16 protein-coding genes are annotated in these 17,198 nt (G+C 57.1%); 5 read left to right on the plus strand and 11 right to left on the minus strand.

What is annotated here, in order from left to right:
* Window positions 1-68 precede the first annotated feature (68 nt).
* From VGC62_RS20990 to VGC62_RS21025, 8 genes are all read right to left on the minus strand, one after another.
* On the minus strand, window positions 69-953 hold the full coding sequence (locus VGC62_RS20990) for an ABC transporter permease subunit (protein ID WP_331188997.1): 885 nt from the start codon (window positions 951-953) through the stop codon (window positions 69-71).
* Complete coding sequence (locus VGC62_RS20995) at window positions 950-1,870, minus strand: ABC transporter permease subunit (RefSeq protein WP_331188998.1); 921 nt, start codon at window positions 1,868-1,870, stop codon at window positions 950-952. The genes VGC62_RS20990 and VGC62_RS20995 overlap by 4 nt, the downstream gene beginning before the upstream one ends.
* Window positions 1,867-3,009 carry a polyamine ABC transporter ATP-binding protein gene (potA, locus tag VGC62_RS21000; protein ID WP_331188999.1) on the minus strand — a complete coding sequence of 381 codons (1,143 nt, stop codon included), beginning with the start codon at window positions 3,007-3,009 and terminating at the stop codon, window positions 1,867-1,869. Before potA ends, VGC62_RS20995 begins: the two co-directional genes overlap by 4 nt.
* A gap of 57 nt (window positions 3,010-3,066) precedes the next feature.
* Complete coding sequence (locus tag VGC62_RS21005; protein WP_331189000.1) at window positions 3,067-4,161, minus strand: polyamine ABC transporter substrate-binding protein; 1,095 nt, start codon at window positions 4,159-4,161, stop codon at window positions 3,067-3,069.
* 262 nt (window positions 4,162-4,423) lie between these two features.
* Complete coding sequence (locus VGC62_RS21010; RefSeq protein WP_331189001.1) at window positions 4,424-5,521, minus strand: polyamine ABC transporter substrate-binding protein; 1,098 nt, start codon at window positions 5,519-5,521, stop codon at window positions 4,424-4,426.
* A gap of 252 nt (window positions 5,522-5,773) precedes the next feature.
* On the minus strand, window positions 5,774-7,138 hold the full coding sequence (locus VGC62_RS21015) for an aspartate aminotransferase family protein (RefSeq protein ID WP_331189002.1): 1,365 nt from the start codon (window positions 7,136-7,138) through the stop codon (window positions 5,774-5,776).
* Window positions 7,139-7,219: 81 nt separating this feature from the next.
* Window positions 7,220-8,578, minus strand: coding sequence for a glutamine synthetase family protein (locus tag VGC62_RS21020; RefSeq protein ID WP_331189003.1), 1,359 nt, complete (start codon window positions 8,576-8,578; stop codon window positions 7,220-7,222).
* 40 nt (window positions 8,579-8,618) lie between these two features.
* Window positions 8,619-9,395 carry a gamma-glutamyl-gamma-aminobutyrate hydrolase family protein gene (locus VGC62_RS21025; protein WP_331189004.1) on the minus strand — a complete coding sequence of 259 codons (777 nt, stop codon included), beginning with the start codon at window positions 9,393-9,395 and terminating at the stop codon, window positions 8,619-8,621.
* 277 nt (window positions 9,396-9,672) lie between these two features.
* Here VGC62_RS21025 and VGC62_RS21030 point away from each other — a divergent pair, with 277 nt between their 5' ends.
* Window positions 9,673-11,049 carry a glutamine synthetase family protein gene (locus VGC62_RS21030; RefSeq protein ID WP_331189005.1) on the plus strand — a complete coding sequence of 459 codons (1,377 nt, stop codon included), beginning with the start codon at window positions 9,673-9,675 and terminating at the stop codon, window positions 11,047-11,049.
* A gap of 253 nt (window positions 11,050-11,302) precedes the next feature.
* A complete protein-coding gene (locus VGC62_RS21035; RefSeq protein ID WP_331189006.1) occupies window positions 11,303-11,941 on the plus strand; it encodes a TetR/AcrR family transcriptional regulator in 639 nt (212 codons plus the stop codon).
* A gap of 34 nt (window positions 11,942-11,975) precedes the next feature.
* On the opposite strand, the gene folK is transcribed toward VGC62_RS21035, so the two are convergent.
* Both folK and folB read right to left on the minus strand, forming a co-directional pair.
* On the minus strand, window positions 11,976-12,509 hold the full coding sequence (gene folK / locus VGC62_RS21040) for a 2-amino-4-hydroxy-6-hydroxymethyldihydropteridine diphosphokinase (RefSeq protein ID WP_331189007.1): 534 nt from the start codon (window positions 12,507-12,509) through the stop codon (window positions 11,976-11,978).
* Complete coding sequence (gene folB / locus VGC62_RS21045) at window positions 12,500-12,853, minus strand: dihydroneopterin aldolase (RefSeq protein WP_331189008.1); 354 nt, start codon at window positions 12,851-12,853, stop codon at window positions 12,500-12,502. Before folB ends, folK begins: the two co-directional genes overlap by 10 nt.
* Window positions 12,854-12,927: 74 nt before the next feature.
* Here folB and plsY point away from each other — a divergent pair, with 74 nt between their 5' ends.
* Window positions 12,928-13,497 carry a glycerol-3-phosphate 1-O-acyltransferase PlsY gene (gene plsY, locus VGC62_RS21050; RefSeq protein WP_331189009.1) on the plus strand — a complete coding sequence of 190 codons (570 nt, stop codon included), beginning with the start codon at window positions 12,928-12,930 and terminating at the stop codon, window positions 13,495-13,497.
* 35 nt (window positions 13,498-13,532) lie between these two features.
* Here plsY and tsaD read toward each other — a convergent pair whose 3' ends face one another.
* Window positions 13,533-14,558 carry a tRNA (adenosine(37)-N6)-threonylcarbamoyltransferase complex transferase subunit TsaD gene (gene tsaD / locus VGC62_RS21055; protein WP_331189010.1) on the minus strand — a complete coding sequence of 342 codons (1,026 nt, stop codon included), beginning with the start codon at window positions 14,556-14,558 and terminating at the stop codon, window positions 13,533-13,535.
* 195 nt (window positions 14,559-14,753) lie between these two features.
* On the opposite strand from tsaD, the gene rpsU reads away from it, so the two are divergent.
* Both rpsU and dnaG read left to right on the plus strand, forming a co-directional pair.
* Window positions 14,754-14,969, plus strand: coding sequence for a 30S ribosomal protein S21 (gene rpsU / locus VGC62_RS21060; RefSeq protein ID WP_002551877.1), 216 nt, complete (start codon window positions 14,754-14,756; stop codon window positions 14,967-14,969).
* Window positions 14,970-15,214: 245 nt separating this feature from the next.
* Window positions 15,215-17,182, plus strand: a complete 1,968-nt coding sequence (gene dnaG / locus VGC62_RS21065) for a DNA primase (protein WP_331189011.1) — start codon at window positions 15,215-15,217, stop codon at window positions 17,180-17,182.
* Window positions 17,183-17,198 lie beyond the last annotated feature (16 nt).

Below are 17,198 nucleotides of genomic sequence, written 5' to 3' on the forward strand. Positions count from 1 at the left end.
TGTTGCATCGCCAATAAATTCGCTCCTACGAGAGCGGCCTGTTCACCCAACAGGTTAGTTATCGCCCCTCAAACGGGTGCAGCCGCCCGACGTGAATCAGGTTGTTGGTAAGTGTTGGCGGCGGCTTCTTCGATTGCCAGTTGAATGGCCTTCCTGCGGTTGTTTTCAGCGCGGCGGCTGAAGAACCAGACCAGAAAGGTGGCCATCGAAACCGCCAGCAAAATCAGGCTCGCCACTGCGTTGATCTCAGGCTTCACGCCCAGACGCACAGCCGAGAACACTTCCATCGGCAAGGTCGTCGAACCCGGCCCGGACACGAAACTCGCCAGCACCAGGTCGTCCAGTGACAGCGCGAAAGACATCATCGCGCCTGCCGCCAGCGACGGCGCGATCATCGGGATGGTGATCAAAAAGAACACCTTCCACGGCCGAGCGCCGAGGTCCATTGCGGCTTCCTCGATGGACATGTCCAACTCACGCAAGCGCGCAGACACCACCACCGCCACATACGCCGCACAGAACGTGGTGTGGGCGATCCAGATGGTGACGATACCCCGCTCCTGCGGCCAGCCAATCAACTGCGCCATCGCCACGAACAGCAGCAACAGCGACAGACCGGTGATCACCTCAGGCATGACCAACGGCGCGGTGACCAGGCCGCCGAAAAATGTACGGCCCTTGAAGCGGGTAATTCGCGTCAGCACGAACGCCGCCATGGTGCCCAACGCAACGGCGGCAATCGCTGTGTAGCAGGCGATTTCCAGAGAGCGCATCACCGAGTTCATCAATTGGGTGTTGTCGAGCAGGCCGACATACCACTTCACCGACCAGCCGCCCCAGACCGTCACCAACTTGGAGGCGTTGAACGAATAGATCACCAGAATGACCATGGGCGCGTAGATGAAAATCAGGCCCAGCACCAACATCAGGTTCGAGAATCGGAAGCCTCTCATGCTTTGCCCTCCAGTTCTTTGGCCTGGCTACGGTTAAACAGAATGATCGGCACGATGAGGATCAACAGCATCACCACCGCCAGCGAAGAGGCCACCGGCCAGTCGCGGTTGTTGAAGAATTCTTGCCACAAGACCTTACCGATCATCAGCGTCTCGGGACCGCCCAGCAGTTCAGGAATCACGAACTCGCCCACCACCGGGATGAACACCAGCATGCAGCCAGCGATGATGCCGTTCTTGGACAGCGGCACGGTGATTTTCCAGAAGCTGTTGAACGTGCTCGAACCAAGGTCTGACGCGGCTTCCAGCAGACTTTGATCGTGCTTCACCAGGTTGGCGTAGAGCGGCAGGATCATGAATGGCAGGTACGAATAAACGACACCGATATAAACCGCCAGGTTGGTATTGAGGATCTGTAACGGCTGGTCAATCAACCCCAGCCACATCAGGAAGGCATTGAGCAGGCCGTTGTTGCTGAGGATGCCCATCCACGCGTAAACGCGGATCAGGATCGCGGTCCAGGTCGGCATCATGATCAGCAGCAGCAACACCGTTTGCATTTCTTTGCGGGCAATGGAGATGCCGTAGGCCATCGGATAACCGATCAACAGGCACAGCAGCGTACTGAAGAACGCCATCTTCAACGAACCCAGGTACGCCGAGATATACAGGTCGTCGCCGGTCAACAACGCGTAGTTGGCGAAGTTGAGGACGATGTCGAGCTTCTGCTCGGCGTAGGCGAATATCTCGGTGTACGGAGGAATCGCGACGTCGGCTTCGGCGAAACTGATCTTGATGACGATCAGAAACGGCAGCGCAAAGAACAGGAACAGCCAAAGGAATGGAACACCGATGACCATCTGCCGGCCATTGGGGGTTATTCGGTCGAGCGTACGTTTGATTTTTCGTAGCTTCATGAGCGCAGTACCACGCCGCTGTCGTCTTCCCACCAGACGAACACTTCGTCGTCCCAGGTCGGGCGCGTGCCACGGCGTTCGGCATTGGCCACGAACGACTGCACCAGCTTGCCGCACGCCAGTTGCACGTAGAACACCGAATGCCCGCCGAGGTAGGCGATGTCATGCACCTTGCCGCGTGACCAGTTGTATTGCGAGGTCGGTTGCTCGGTGGTGATCAGCAGTTTTTCCGGGCGAATGGCGTAGGTGATGTGTTTGTCTTCCACTGAGGTGCTGATGCCGTGGCCGACATAGATTTCGCGCTCCAGCTCCGGGCTGCGAATCAGCGCGTGGGCTTCCATGTCCTCAATTACTTCGCCCTCGAACAAGTTGACGTTGCCGATAAACTCGCAGACCAAACGACTGGTCGGGGTTTCATAGATGTCCACCGGGCTGCCGATCTGAGCGATCCAGCCCAGGTGCATGATCGCGATGCGCTGCGCCATGGTCATGGCTTCTTCCTGGTCGTGGGTCACCATTACGCAGGTCACGCCGACCCGCTCGATGATTTCCACCAACTCCAGTTGCATCTGTGAACGCAGCTTCTTGTCCAGCGCGCCCATGGGTTCGTCAAGCAACAGCAGCTTGGGCTTCTTGGCCAACGAGCGCGCCAGTGCGACCCGTTGTCGCTGACCGCCGGACAGCTGATGCGGCTTGCGCTTGGCGTACTGGGTCATCTGCACCAGCTTGAGCATTTCGTTCACGCGGGTCTCGACTTCAGCCTTGGGCAGCTTGTCTTGCTGCAAGCCGAAGGCAATGTTTTGCGCCACGGTCATGTGCGGAAACAGCGCGTAGGACTGGAACATCATGTTGATCGGACGCTCGTACGGCGGCATGTCGGTGATGTCGACGCCATCGAGGTAGATCCGCCCTTCGGTCGGCCGCTCGAAACCTGCGAGCATGCGCAGCAGCGTGGACTTCCCTGAACCAGAACCGCCAAGCAAGGCAAATATCTCGCCTTTGTTGATCTGCAGAGATACGTCGTCCACAGCAACCGTCTCGTCGAACTTTTTCGTGACCCGGTCGATTTTGACCAGCACCGATTTAGGTTGCTGACCACCTTCGAGGGCTTTTTTGTAGGCGCCGGAGGCAACTGCCATGGGTGAAACTCCCAACTGTTTTTGCAGCCCGGCCTGTATGGCCGGGCGCGAGGTCTTTTATTTGCCGGACTTGATCTTGGTCCAGCTGCGAGTCATCAGACGCTGAATCTTCGGTGGCAACTCGGAGTTCACAAACAACCGATCCTGGACCTCTTTAGACGGATAAACCGACTCGTCGGTACGGATTTCCTGATCCATCAATTCGCCCGAGGCCGGATTCGGATTGGCGTAACCGACCTGATCGCTGACCTTGGCGATGACGTCAGGCTTGAGGATGTAGTTGATGAATGCATGAGCAGCTTTGACGTCCGGGGCGTCAGCCGGGATCGCCAGCATGTCGAACCAAAGGTTGCCGCCTTCTTTGGGAATTGCATAGGCGATGTTCACTCCTTTGCCAGCTTCCTCGGCACGGGACTTGGCCTGGAACACGTCACCGGAGAACCCGGCGGCGACGCAGATTTCGCCGTTGGCCAGGTCCGAGATGTATTTGGAGGAGTTGAAGTACGTCACGTACGGACGCACTTTGAGCAGCTTGGCTTCGGCGTCCTTGTAGTCTTTTTCGTCAGTGCTGTTGGGGTTACGCCCCATGTAGTTCAGGACCGCGGGCATCATCTCGTCAGCCGAGTCGAGGAACGCGACGCCGCACTTCTGCAGCTTTTTAATGTTCTCGGGCTCGAACAGCACGGCCCACGAGTCGATGGTGTCGACGCCTAACGCGGCTTTGACCTTATCGACGTTGTAGCCAATGCCGTTGGTGCCCCACAGATAAGGCACGGCATATTGATTGCCAGGATCGTTTTTTTCCAGACGCTTGAGCAGTTCGGGATCGAGGTTGGAGTAATTGGGGAGTTGTGACTTGTCGAGTTTCTGGAACGCACCGGCCTTGATCTGCTTGCCAAGGAAGTGGTTGGACGGCACGACCACGTCATAACCGGTGTGACCGGCGAGCAGCTTGCCTTCCAGGGTTTCGTTGGAGTCGAAGACGTCGTATTTGGTCTTGATTCCGGTGGTGGATTCAAAATCCGCCAGCGTGTCGGTGCCGATGTAATCGGACCAGTTATAAATGCGGACAGTGGACTCTGCAAAGGCATTGACGGCGAGCGTCAGACCCGCGCCCAGCAGCACGCTTTTTGAAAATAAAGAAATAGACACGTTTGCCGTCCTTTTTAGTAGGTGGGCCTTTCGCCTGTGTCGTTGCCAGTGATAACTGCCAATGACAAATCCGGCGCGCAACTTACCTTCGATAAACCCTGCTCGCAAAAAAACTTTTTGTGACGTGTGTATCCAAGGGATGACCTGGAACCTGTAGGAGCCAACTTGTTGGCGAGAAATCGATACGGTGTGTCCAGCTACACCGTCTCGCGAACAAGTCCGCTCCTACAGGATATGCGTTGTCAGCGACGACGCACTCGGCTTATTTACCCGATTTAATGTTGGTCCAGCTGCGGGTCATGATCCGCTGCGTTGCCGCAGGCAGGTCGGCGATCGCGTACAGCTTGGCCAGCACGTTTGCCGGTGGATAAACGCCAGGGTCGGCAGTGATGTCTTTGTCGACGAACTCGGTGGCCGCCTTGTTACCGTTCGGGAAGTGAACAGCGTTAGTGATTTCGGCCATCACTTTAGGCTGCAGGATGAAGTTCATGAACTTGTACGCGCCTTCGACGTTTTCGGCGTCTTTAGGAATCGCGACCATGTCATAGAAGCTGCCAGCGCCTTCTTTGGGAATGTTGTAGCTGACTTTGACCTTGCCGCCGGCTTCCTCAGCACGCGCCTTGGCCTGATACACGTCACCCGAGTAACCCACCGCTACGCAAATGTTGCCGTTGGCGAGGTCCGAGATGTACTTGGAGGAGTGAAAGTAGGTGACCGAAGGGCGAATCTGTTTGAACAGGTCTTCAGCCTTAGCGATGTCTTCTTTCTTCTGTGAATCGGTCGGCAGCCCCAGATAATGCAGCGCGACTGGCAACATTTCGGTTGGCGAATCGAGGAAGCTGATACCGCATTTTTTCAGCTTGGCTGCGTTTTCAGGTTTGAACAGCAAGTCCCAGGAATCGACTGGCGCATCGGCACCCAGCGCGGCCTTGACCTTGTCGGCGTTGAAGCCGATACCAATTGAGCCCCACATGTACGGGAAGGCGTGCTTGTTGTCCGGGTCACTGATCGATACTGCCTTGAGCAACGCAGGGTCCAGGTTCTTGTAGTTAGGCAGCTTGGACTTGTCCAGCTCCTGATAAACACCAGCCTTGATTTGCTTGGCCAGGAAGTTGTTCGACGGAACAACGATGTCGTAACCCGACTTGCCCGCCAGCAATTTGGCCTCAAGGGTTTCGTTACTGTCAAAGACGTCGTAGACGACTTTGATGCCCGATTCTTTTTCAAAATCAGCGATGGTGTTAGGGGCGATGTAATCGGACCAGTTGTAAACGTGGAGAACTTTGTCGTCGGCCTGAGCAGCTGCGGCCACTGCGCCCATCAGGGATAGCGCGAGGAGGGTCTTGCCAAATATCTTCATGCGTACAGCTCCAATAAATGATCACTAACCGTGGGGTAGCGGCGACTAAAACAGCCGTTAGTCTGGCAATTTCCTGGGCGGACTTACAAGCTGGCTGGTCTGCCTTGCTGCATTACTTTCAAAAGTTTCATCTGCCGAAAACTTACCCGTCCGTGTTGGAGCGAGGCTTGCCCGCGAAGAGGCCGGCCGAGTCAGCGAAAATCTCTGCGGCTGAACAGCCTTCGCGTGCAAACCTCGCTCCAACAGGTTGCGTCAGCCTTGCAACGCTTCCAACGTCAGATCCAGGCACTTACGGGCCTTCTCGATCAACTCGTCAATTTCAGCAAAACTGATAACCAGTGGCGGAGAAATGATCATGGTGTCGCCGACCGCGCGCATGATCAGCCCATTATCGAAGCAGAAGCTGCGGCAGATCATGCCGACGCCTTTACCCTCATAACGCTTGCGAGTGGCTTTGTCCTGCACCAGTTCGATGGCGCCCAACAGCCCGACACCGCGCACTTCTCCCACCAGCGGATGGTCATTCAGCTCACGCAAACGCTTTTGCAAATATGGTGCCGTTTCCGATTTCACACGTTCCACGATCTTTTCGTCGCGCAAGATGCGGATGTTTTCCAACGCAACAGCCGCCGAGACCGGGTGGCCGGAGTAGGTAAAACCATGGTTGAAGTCGCCGCCTTCGTTCAGCACGTCGACGAATTCATCGCGCACAATCACGCCGCCCATAGGGATGTAGCCCGAGGTCAGGCCCTTGGCAATGGTCATCAGGTCCGGTTTGAGGTCGTAAAAATCGCTACCGAACCACTCACCCGTGCGCCCAAAGCCACAGATCACCTCATCGGCGACAAACAGGATGTCGTACCTGGAGAGGATCTCTTTGATCTTCGGCCAATAGGTATCCGGCGCAATGACCACGCCGCCCGCGCCCTGAATCGGCTCGGCTATGAACGCGCCAACATTGTCGACGCCCAGTTCGAGAATCTTCTTTTCCAGTTGCTCGGCGGCCCAGGTGCCGAACTCATCGGGGGTCATGTCGCCGCCTTCACCGAACCAGTACGGCTGCGGGATGTGGACAATACCCGGAATCGGCAAATCACCTTGTTCGTGCATGTAGGTCATGCCGCCCAGGCTAGCGCCAGCAACGGTCGAACCGTGATAACCATTGATGCGGCTGATGATGACCTTCTTGTTCGGCTTACCTTTGATTGCCCAATAATGGCGAACCATGCGCAGCACGGTGTCGTTGCCTTCTGAGCCTGAACCTGTGAAGAACACGTGGTTCATGCCCTTTGGCGCGATCTCGGAGATGGCTTTGGCCAATTGCAGCGCAGGCGGGTGAGCGGTCTGGAAGAACAGGTTGTAGTAAGGCAACTCGCGCATTTGTCGACTGGCGGCATCGGCCAGCTCATCGCGACCGTAACCAATGGCGACACACCAGAGACCAGCCATGCCGTCGAGGATCTTGTTGCCTTCGCTGTCCCACAGATAAACGCCCTTGGCATGAGTGATGATGCGTGGGCCTTTCTCTTTAAGTTGCTTGAAGTCGCTGAAGGGCGCCAGGTGGTGCTCATTGCTGAGCGCTTGCCATTCGCGGGTTTTCGGGTTTTTCGAACTCATGTAGCACTCCATATTCCAGGTATCGCGTGTCAGCCGTCGCCGATCCTCTGACTGCCAGAAACCGGCCGGCGCCAAGGCGCCTTAGACAGCGAAGAGCAGGAATTCCCGCTCCCACGAGCTGATCACACGCTTGAAGTTTTCATGCTCGGCGCGCTTGACCGCGACGTAGCCTTTAATGAATTTCTCACCGAGGTACTTCTCGACGGTCTTGCTGTTTTCCATACGTTCCAGCGCGTCTTCGATGGTCAACGGCAAGCGCAAATTGCGGCGTTCGTAACCACGCCCCACCACCGGCGCGCTCGGGTTCATACCCTCGATCATCCCAATGAAGCCGCACAGCAGACTCGCGGCAATCGCCAGATAGGGGTTGGCGTCGGCACCTGGCAAGCGGTTTTCAACGCGGCGGTTGTGTGGCCCTGCATCAGGAACGCGCAGGCCCACGGTGCGGTTTTCCTCGCCCCACTCCACGTTCACGGGCGCCGAGGTATCCGGCAAGAAGCGGCGGAACGAGTTGACGTTAGGCGCAAACAGCGGCAACAGCTCGGGGATGAGTTTCTGCAGTCCGCCAATATGGTGCAGGAACAACTGGCTCATGGTCCCGTCTTCATTGGAGAAGATGTTCTTGCCGGTCTCGATGTCGATAATGCTCTGGTGCAGGTGCATGGCGCTGCCTGGCTCGCCGGTCATGGGCTTGGCCATGAAGGTTGCGGCGACATCGTGCTTGAGCGCGGCTTCGCGCATGGTGCGTTTGAACACCAGTATCTGATCCGCCAGGTGCAATGCATCGCCGTGACGGAAGTTGATTTCCATCTGCGCCGTACCGTCTTCGTGAATCAATGTGTCCAGATCAAGATTTTGCAGCTCGCACCAGTCGTAGACGTCTTCGAACAACGGGTCGAATTCATTGGCGGCTTCGATGGAGAACGATTGGCGACCCGTCTCGGGACGCCCAGAACGACCAATCGGCGGCTGCAAAGGATAGTCGGGGTCGTCACTGCGCTTGGTCAGGTAAAACTCCATTTCCGGCGCCACAATCGGCTGCCAGCCTTGATCGGTATAGAGTTTCAACACTTTTTTGAGGACGTTGCGCGGCGACAGCTCGATGGGGTTGCCTTGCTTGTCGTAGGTGTCGTGGATCACCTGCGCAGTAGGCTCTATGGCCCAGGGCACCAGAAACACCGCGTTCTGATCAGGGCGGCAGAACATGTCGATGTCCGCAGGGTCCAGCAACTCGTAATAAATGTCGTCTTCGACGTAATCGCCGGTCACGGTTTGCAGCAAAACACTTTCAGGCAAACGCATGCCTTTTTCGGCGATGAACTTGTTGGTCGGTGAAATCTTGCCCCTGGTGATACCGGTGAGGTCGGAGATCATGCATTCGACTTCGGTAATCCTGTGTTCTTTCAACCAATCGGTGAGCTGGTCGAGGTTGGTACTCATAAATACCTCAGGTTTCAGTGACTGATCACCATCATGGTAATCAGGCGTTTTTTGACGCTTGGGCGTCACGTTGCAGTGCCCGTTTTCGACAGGCATCGCCAAATGCCTGGAAGATTGAAAGATAGTCTGGATTTCGCGTGACCTGCCACTCCGGGTGCCACTGAACGCCTAAAGCAAAAGCTGCGCCCGACGGCACCGAGATCGCCTCGATCAGGCCATCGGGCGCCACCGCCTCCACGCGCAGACCGGGCGCCAGACGCTCGATGCCTTGCCCATGAATCGAGTTGACCTGTATTTCACTCGCAAGCCCCAGGCCGTCGAGGATACCGCCCGGCTGAACATGCATGAGGTGGCTCGGTGCGTATTGAACCTCGACCGGTTCATTCTGCGGTTCACGATGATCCATATAGGTTCCGGTTTCGTGAACCTTCTGATGCAGGCTGCCGCCAAACGCCACATTCATCTCCTGAAACCCGCGACAAATACCCAGCACCGGCACACCCGCAGCCACGGCAGCACGAATAAGGGGTAAGGTGGTTCGGTCGCGCAAGGGGTCATGATCGGTACCCGCCGCACTGGCTGGGCCGCCATAGTGATAGGGTTCGACATTGGAGGGAGAGCCCGTAAACAGCAGCCCATCGACACTTGAGAGTATCTGGGCCGGGTCTATCAACTCGGCCAGCGATGGCAGAATCAGCGGCAGGCCCTTGGCAGCGACAGCGACTGCGCGGACGTACTTGTCGCCACTGATGTGATAGGCATGCGAACCGATCTGCTTAGTGCATGCGGTGACGCCGATCAGTGGCAGGCGAGGCATGTGACCCCCGGTATTATTGCTGTTATGGGTTGAAATCGAGCTTAGCCTTGTTCATTTTTTTTCACAACACCCCCGTAAAAAATACAACACAGCCCGCTCGAGCCCGTAGCTCCAACGACGTTCAAGGTATAAAATTTGCCCCAAAGTGCGGCAAAAAAGCCCATAAGGCGCCTTTTTAGGGCAAATCAGGGCTCTCTTGACTTCATGAGGGCTTTCAGATTGACTGAAACCCGTAATGCTCGATGATTGATATTTTCAACAACAAAGGTGTTGCATCATGTCGGTACCCCCGCGTGCCGTTCAGCTCAACGAAGCGAACGCGTTCCTTAAGGAACATCCTGAGGTTCTATACGTTGACCTTCTGATTGCAGATATGAATGGAGTGGTGCGCGGCAAGCGCATCGAACGCACCAGCCTCCATAAGGTTTACGAAAAAGGCATCAACCTCCCAGCTTCTCTTTTCGCTCTGGATATCAACGGCTCAACGGTGGAAAGCACCGGTCTGGGTCTGGACATCGGTGATTCTGACCGAATCTGTTATCCAATCCCCGACACTCTCTGCAATGAGCCCTGGCAGAAGCGTCCTACCGCACAACTTTTGATGACCATGCACGAACTGGAAGGCACCCCCTTCTTCGCCGACCCGCGTGAAGTACTGCGCCAAGTGGTGAGCAAGTTCGACGAAATGGGTCTGACCATCTGCGCCGCTTTCGAACTCGAGTTCTACCTGATCGATCAGGAGAACGTGAACGGTCGCCCACAACCCCCGCGCTCGCCGATTTCCGGCAAACGCCCGCACTCGACACAGGTCTACCTGATCGACGACCTCGACGAATACGTCGATTGCCTCCAGGACATTCTGGAAGGTGCGAAAGAGCAAGGCATCCCTGCCGACGCCATCGTCAAGGAAAGTGCTCCGGCGCAGTTCGAAGTGAACCTGCACCACACCGCAGACGCGCTAAAGGCCTGCGACTACGCGGTACTGCTCAAGCGTCTGATCAAAAACATCGCCTACGACCATGAAATGGACACCACCTTCATGGCCAAGCCGTACCCTGGCCAGGCGGGCAATGGTTTGCACGTACACATTTCGATCCTTGATCGCGATGGTAAAAACATCTTCACCAGCGAGGATCCCGAGCAGAACGCCGCATTACGTCATGCGATCGGCGGTGTGCTCGAGACCCTACCGGCACAGATGGCGTTCATGTGCCCGAACGTCAACTCCTATCGCCGGTTCGGTGCTCAGTTCTATGTGCCCAACTCGCCGTGCTGGGGTCTGGACAACCGTACGGTCGCCGTGCGCGTTCCGACCGGCACGCCCGACTCTGTGCGCATCGAACACCGGGTCGCTGGCGCAGACGCCAACCCCTACCTGCTGATGGCGTCGGTATTGGCCGGTATTCACCACGGCCTGACTAACCAGATCGAGCCAGGTCCGCCCGTTGAAGGCAACTCCTACGAGCAAAACGAACAAAGCCTGCCCAACAACCTGCGCGATGCATTGCGCGAGTTGGACGACAGCGAAGTCATGGCCAAGTACATCGATCCGAAATACATCGATATCTTTGTGGCCTGCAAGGAAAGTGAGCTGGAGGAATTCGAGCACTCCATCTCCGACCTTGAGTACAACTGGTATCTGCACACCGTTTAACGACCGTGTGAAATAAAAACAACGCCGCCGGCCCGCGAGGACCGGCGGCGTTTTTTATTTTGGACAGCACGCGCTTCTGCGAACGGAATGCGATCCCCCCAGGAGCCGCCGAAGGCTGCGATGCAATGCGTCAGACGCTGCGAGCATGTCGATTGCCATGCCGTCTCGCAGCCTTCAGCAGGCTCTACAGGGATTGCATCTGGATTTACGACCTCGCGTACAATGCCCCATCCTGCGCTCCAGAGATGCTTCGATGACCCGCACTGCCACTCCCCGCAAACCCCGCGCACGCAGCCAGGCCCGGATCGATTCGATTCTCGACGCCGCGCGTGCGCTGCTGGCGGCAGAGGGCGTGGCAGGCTTGTCGATCTACAGCGTCGCCGAACGTGCCGGGATTCCGCCCTCGTCGGTCTATCACTTCTTCGCCAGCGTCCCGGCTCTGCTGGAAGCGCTCACTGCCGATGTTCACGCCGCCTTCCGCCAAAGCCTCGAACAACCGATTGACCACGCCGAGCTGAACGCATGGCGCGACCTGTCCCGCCTGGTCGAAACCCGCATGCTCAACATCTACAGCGAAGATGCCGCGGCGTGTCAGTTAATCCTCGCCCAGCACGGTTTGACCGAAGTCACCCAAGCTGACCGCCAGCACGACATAGAGCTCGGCAACCTCATGCACGCGCTATTCGCCCGGCATTTTCAGTTACCCGCCCTGCCGGATGACGTGGATGTCTTTGCTTTGGCGATCGAACTCGCCGACCGTGTGTATGCGCGATCGGTACAGCTGCATAACGAGATCACCCATCGCATGGCCGAAGAGGGCATGCGCGTGTTTGAGGCGTACCTTGGGCTGTACCTGCCGCCGTACCTCCCAAAGAACGCGCCTTCCCTGTAGGCGCACTCCCAGGGGGGAATGCATCCCGCCTGGACTATCGTGGATACGCCGACCGCAAATGTTGGGGCGTCAATTGCTCGCCACGCCATTCAAATCCGACCGGCCAGAGCTTCTGGTCGATCTGGGCCTGAGCCCATAACTGACTGAAGACGATGTTGACGCCTGGATGCTTAACCTGCGGCGCGATCAGCGAAAGCGGCCACAGCACGAACGCGTTCTTCAGGATTTCGGCACGCGGCAAGATCAACCCATCAAAATTACCCACCTGCTCACCGTACAACAGCACGTCGATATCCAGCGGCAAGCCTTTACGGTCCGGCGCGTACCGACCATTGTCGGCTTCGATGAATTTCAGGCGACGGTCCAGCTCCATCAGGGGCAAATCAGTCAGCGCCGACACCACCAGATTAAAAAATGGGCCACTTTTGATACCCACTGGATGGCTCTCGAAGACGGGCGAGCACCTCATATCGGTCAGAAAACCCGCCAGCGCCTCTAGCCCCGCGCACAGATGGTTTTCGCGCTCAATGTTGCTGCCCAGTCCCAGGAAAATTTGTGTCAGCGACATCCGCGCTCTATCTCCACACCCACACCTTTGGCGGCCGGAACAGCACCAGGCTTGGTCAGCTTGAGGTGCATCCAGGGAATATTGAACTCACTCATCAGCACTTCGGCCAGGCGTTCGGCAAAAGTCTCGACTAACTGAAACTGAGACGCCTGCGCAAAAGCCTGGATACGCTGGGAGACACTGGCGTAATCAAGCGCCTTGCTCAAATCGTCATCCGTAGCGGCAGACCGGTTATCCCAGGCAAAGCTCAGGTCCAAACGCAAGCACTGACGGATGCTACGCTCCCAGTCGTAGGCGCCGATGACTGTATCGACTTCCAGCCCCTCGATAAACACTCTGTCCAACCCGTTCTCTCCGCTGCACGACAAGGGCGCGATGCGCCGTTAGAATCAGGGCTTCCTCACCCGGAATGGTTAGCATGTTTTGGTTACTGGCGTTCCTCGCCTACCTGCTCGGCTCACTGTCCTTCGCCATCTTGCTAAGCCGCCTCACTGGCAGCCCGGACCCGCGTGGCAGCGGTTCAGGCAATGCTGGCGCAACCAATATGCTACGCCTGGCCGGAAAAAAGCTCGCCATCCTCACCCTTATCGGTGACCTGTGCAAAGGACTGATTCCGGTACTGATCGCCAACGGCGTCGGCCTGGACCCACGACAACAAGCGTGGATCGGCCTGTGCGCAGTGATCGGCCATCTATTCCCGTTGTACTTCCGCTTTCGCGGCGGCAAAGGCGTCGCCACCGCCGCAGGTGTGCTGCTGGGCCTGTATCTGCCTGCCGCCCTTCTGGCTATCGCTGCCTGGCTGTTGACCTTTTACCTGACCCGAACCAGTTCACTCGCCGCATTGATTGCCACACCACTGACCCTACCGTTGCTGGCCTGGCAAGAACCGCAAGTACTGATGCCGATGACACTGTTGACGCTGCTGATTGTCTGGCGCCATCGGGGCAATCTACGCGACCTGTTTGCCGGGCGCGAACGGCATTTCTGAATCCTGACCATGAGCGAGATTCATCGCGCTCGCCATCACAGCGCCGGCAATTGCTCCATGGGCCATCGAGCCTGAACACTGATACTCAATCCTTCCCGTTGACCGGCCTGCAATCGCTGACAACCGGCAAAGGCGATCATCGCGCCGTTATCGGTGCAAAACTCGGGACGTGCGTAATAAACGTTGCCGCTCAAGCCATCGAGCATCTGTTCAAGTGACTGACGCAATGCCTTGTTGGCACTGACGCCACCGGCGATCACCAGGCGTTTGAGGCCGGTCTGCTTTAATGCACGCTTGCATTTGATGGTTAAAGTGTCCACCACCGCTTGCTGGAAGGCCAGCGAGATGTCGCAACGGGTTTGTTCGCCGTCGTCTCCAGCGCCCTGACACTGCTGCCAGGTGTTGAGCGCGAAGGTTTTAAGACCGCTGAAACTGAAATCCAGACCTGGACGATCCGTCATCGGACGCGGGAACACGAACCGCCCCGCCACACCGCGCAGTGCCAGACGAGAGATTTCCGGACCGCCTGGATAATGCATGCCCATCATCTTCGCGGTCTTGTCGAACGCCTCGCCCGCTGCATCGTCCAGGGTCTCACCCAGCAACTGGTATTGACCGATACCATCGACCCGCACCAGTTGCGTGTGCCCCCCGGACACCAACAAAGCGACGAACGGGAACTCAGGCGGGTTGTCTTCCAGCATGGGCGCCAGCAAATGGCCTTCCATATGGTGTACGCCCAACGCTGGGATATCCCAGGCAAAGGCCAGCGCCTGCGCGCAGGAAGCGCCCACCAGCAAGGCGCCGACCAGCCCGGGCCCTGCCGTGTAGGCAATGCCGTCGATCTCGGTCACCGCACAATCAGCCTCGGCCAGCACCTGACGAATCAACGGCAGCATACGTTTGACGTGATCGCGAGAAGCCAGCTCAGGCACCACGCCACCATAGACCCGGTGCAGGTCGATCTGACTGAACAGCGCGTCGGCGAGAAGCCCGCGTTCACTGTCGTACAGCGCCACACCGGTTTCATCGCAAGAAGTTTCCAATCCCAGTACTAGCATGGGGTACGCCTTGTTGGGGCTCGATTCGAAGGCGCGCATAATAGTCGCCGCTCATGCCCCCTACCAGCGGTTTTCGATCAGAGGCTTTGCATTCCTCGCGTCGAGGGGTTAACATCCGCAACCCTTAAAAACCGACGTACTTAGTGCAGTGTTTGCACCAAGCGTTGACCCGGTAATGAATGAAGGTAGCTCTGGATGCCAGCCGTCAAAGTTAAAGAGAACGAACCCTTCGACGTAGCTCTGCGTCGTTTCAAGCGCTCCTGCGAAAAAGCCGGTGTTCTGGCTGAAGTTCGTAGCCGCGAATTTTACGAGAAGCCGACTTCTGAGCGTAAACGTAAAGCAGCAGCTGCTGTTAAGCGTCACGCCAAGAAAGTTCAGCGCGAACAGCGCCGCGCCGTTCGTCTGTACTAATCAGACGTCTGTCGCAAGCTTCTGCCTTGCCCGGCCTCAAAACCGGGCTGTCGGCAGTTGCAGTAATTAGCTACATGCACCACTGACAGAGGCTGTCGATGCCGCCGATGCGACTGAGACAAATCTCGTCAACCCGTCTAGCCTGATCGGGCCGCGTTGACCACGTCTACACTGACCAAGCAACCGTCGTTACGCTTTGGATTCGCCACGACTTCTCTGGCGAGGCGCCTGATGATGAGAACGCCATGGCCGGACTGATTCCCCAAGGTTTTATTGACGACCTCCTGAACCGCACCGACATCGTCGATGTAGTCAGCTCACGCGTCCAATTAAAAAAAACCGGCAAGAACTTCAGCGCCTGCTGTCCGTTCCACAAAGAAAAGACCCCATCATTCAGCGTCAGTCCAGACAAGCAGTTCTACTATTGCTTTGGCTGTGGCGCAGGCGGCAACGCACTCGGCTTCATCATGGACCACGACAACCTGGATTTCCCTCAGGCCGTCGAGGAACTGGCCAAAGCGGCTGGCATGGAGGTTCCGCGCGAACAGGGGGTCAAAGGCCAAAAGCCACGACAACCTACTGATTCTCCGCTTTACCCGCTATTGGCAGCCGCCGCCGAATACTACCGAGTCGCACTGAAAAGCCATCCGACTCGCAAGTCGGCAGTGGATTATCTGAAGGGCCGCGGCCTTTCAGGCGAAATAGCTCGGGACTTCGGTTTGGGCTTTGCCCCACCGGGCTGGGACAATCTATACAAGCACTTGAGCAGCGATACGCTTCAGCAGAAGGCAATGATTGATGCCGGCCTGCTGATTGAAAACGCCGAAACCGGCAAGCGCTACGACCGGTTCAGGGATCGCGTGATGTTTCCTATCCGCGACAGCCGCGGCCGAGTCATCGCGTTCGGTGGCCGGGTTCTGGGTGACGACAAGCCAAAATACCTGAACTCTCCCGAAACGCCGGTGTTTCATAAAGGACAGGAACTGTATGGCCTGTTCGAAGCCAGGAAGCACAACCGCAACCTTGACGAGATCATCGTCGTTGAGGGCTACATGGACGTCATTGCCCTGGCCCAACAAGGCTTGCGTAATGCCGTCGCAACGCTGGGTACGGCCACCAGCGAAGATCATTTGAAAAAGCTGTTCCGGGTCGTACCGAACGTGTTGTTTTGTTTTGATGGCGATCAAGCCGGTCGCAACGCCGCCTGGCGCGCACTGGAAGCAGCGTTGCCGAGCCTACAGGATGGCCGGCGTGCGCGATTTCTGTTCCTACCGGAAGGCGAAGATCCGGACACCCTGGTTCGCTCCGAGGGCACAGATGCATTCAAGGCCAGGATCGCCCAGCATGCTCAACCACTGGCCGATTATTTCTTTGAACAACTGACCAAGGAAGCCGATCCGCGGTCGCTTGAGGGCAAGGCCCATATGGCCACCCTGGCGGCGCCGCTGATTGAAAAGGTCCCAGGCGCGAACCTGCGTGCGTTGATGCGCCAGCGTTTGACCGAAATTACCGGGCTCAATACGACGGCGATGACCCAGTTGGTGCAGAACGCACCGCAGGAAGCACCGAACGGCTACGACCCTGGGATCGATTACGACGCCATCCCCGATTACAGCGATTATCAACCGCACGACGCGTACCAGGCACAGACAGACTGGACACCGAACAAATCCGGTGGACAACAAAGGAAATGGGAAAAGAAACCGTGGGACGGCAAAAAGTGGGACAAGAACGGCAAACGCCCTGACTTCGAACCCCGCGCGCCGCGCACACCGGCGACGGTTGAACCGCCGACCCTTACCGCACTCAGAACCTTGCTGCATCATCCTGAGTTGTCGGGCAAGGTCGAGGATGCCAGCCACTTCGCCGCTGAAGACAATGTTTATTCGCAGTTGCTGGTGGCATTGCTCGAAGCGCTGCAGAAAAACCCGAAGCTGCGGTCGCTGCAACTGATCGCCCGCTGGCACGGAACCGATCAAGGACGATTATTACGACAACTTGCAGAAAAGGAATGGCTGATCTCGGCCGATAACCTTGAACAACAGTTTTTCGACACTATAACTAGGTTGTCCGCCCGCCAACGCGAGCGAAGCCTGGATCAATTGATCAGGAAGGAACGGCAGACCGGGTTGTCCGCTGAAGAAAAAGTTCAGCTACTCAATCTGTTAAATCGCAAAGTTCCTGCACAAACCCCGACCTCAACTGGCGCGTGAGGTCCTAGCTCGGGTA

Origin of the sequence: Pseudomonas sp. (genome assembly GCF_036404235.1) — a bacterium.
Classification (GTDB): domain Bacteria; phylum Pseudomonadota; class Gammaproteobacteria; order Pseudomonadales; family Pseudomonadaceae; genus Aquipseudomonas.

What these genes read in the sequence shown, in the direction of transcription:
- VGC62_RS21025 (WP_331189004.1), bottom strand. Translation starts at nt 9,395, where the DNA reads ATGCCTCGCCTGCCACTGATCGGCGTCACCGCATGCACTAAGCAGATC.
- plsY (WP_331189009.1), top strand. Translation starts at nt 12,928, where the DNA reads ATGTTTTGGTTACTGGCGTTCCTCGCCTACCTGCTCGGCTCACTGTCC.
- VGC62_RS21015 (WP_331189002.1), bottom strand. Translation starts at nt 7,138, where the DNA reads ATGAGTTCGAAAAACCCGAAAACCCGCGAATGGCAAGCGCTCAGCAAT.
- VGC62_RS21010 (WP_331189001.1), bottom strand. Translation starts at nt 5,521, where the DNA reads ATGAAGATATTTGGCAAGACCCTCCTCGCGCTATCCCTGATGGGCGCA.
- folK (WP_331189007.1), bottom strand. Translation starts at nt 12,509, where the DNA reads ATGTCGCTGACACAAATTTTCCTGGGACTGGGCAGCAACATTGAGCGC.
- tsaD (WP_331189010.1), bottom strand. Translation starts at nt 14,558, where the DNA reads ATGCTAGTACTGGGATTGGAAACTTCTTGCGATGAAACCGGTGTGGCG.
- VGC62_RS21030 (WP_331189005.1), top strand. Translation starts at nt 9,673, where the DNA reads ATGTCGGTACCCCCGCGTGCCGTTCAGCTCAACGAAGCGAACGCGTTC.
- potA (WP_331188999.1), bottom strand. Translation starts at nt 3,009, where the DNA reads ATGGCAGTTGCCTCCGGCGCCTACAAAAAAGCCCTCGAAGGTGGTCAG.
- dnaG (WP_331189011.1), top strand. Translation starts at nt 15,215, where the DNA reads ATGGCCGGACTGATTCCCCAAGGTTTTATTGACGACCTCCTGAACCGC.
- rpsU (WP_002551877.1), top strand. Translation starts at nt 14,754, where the DNA reads ATGCCAGCCGTCAAAGTTAAAGAGAACGAACCCTTCGACGTAGCTCTG.
- VGC62_RS21035 (WP_331189006.1), top strand. Translation starts at nt 11,303, where the DNA reads ATGACCCGCACTGCCACTCCCCGCAAACCCCGCGCACGCAGCCAGGCC.
- VGC62_RS21020 (WP_331189003.1), bottom strand. Translation starts at nt 8,578, where the DNA reads ATGAGTACCAACCTCGACCAGCTCACCGATTGGTTGAAAGAACACAGG.
- VGC62_RS20990 (WP_331188997.1), bottom strand. Translation starts at nt 953, where the DNA reads ATGAGAGGCTTCCGATTCTCGAACCTGATGTTGGTGCTGGGCCTGATT.
- VGC62_RS20995 (WP_331188998.1), bottom strand. Translation starts at nt 1,870, where the DNA reads ATGAAGCTACGAAAAATCAAACGTACGCTCGACCGAATAACCCCCAAT.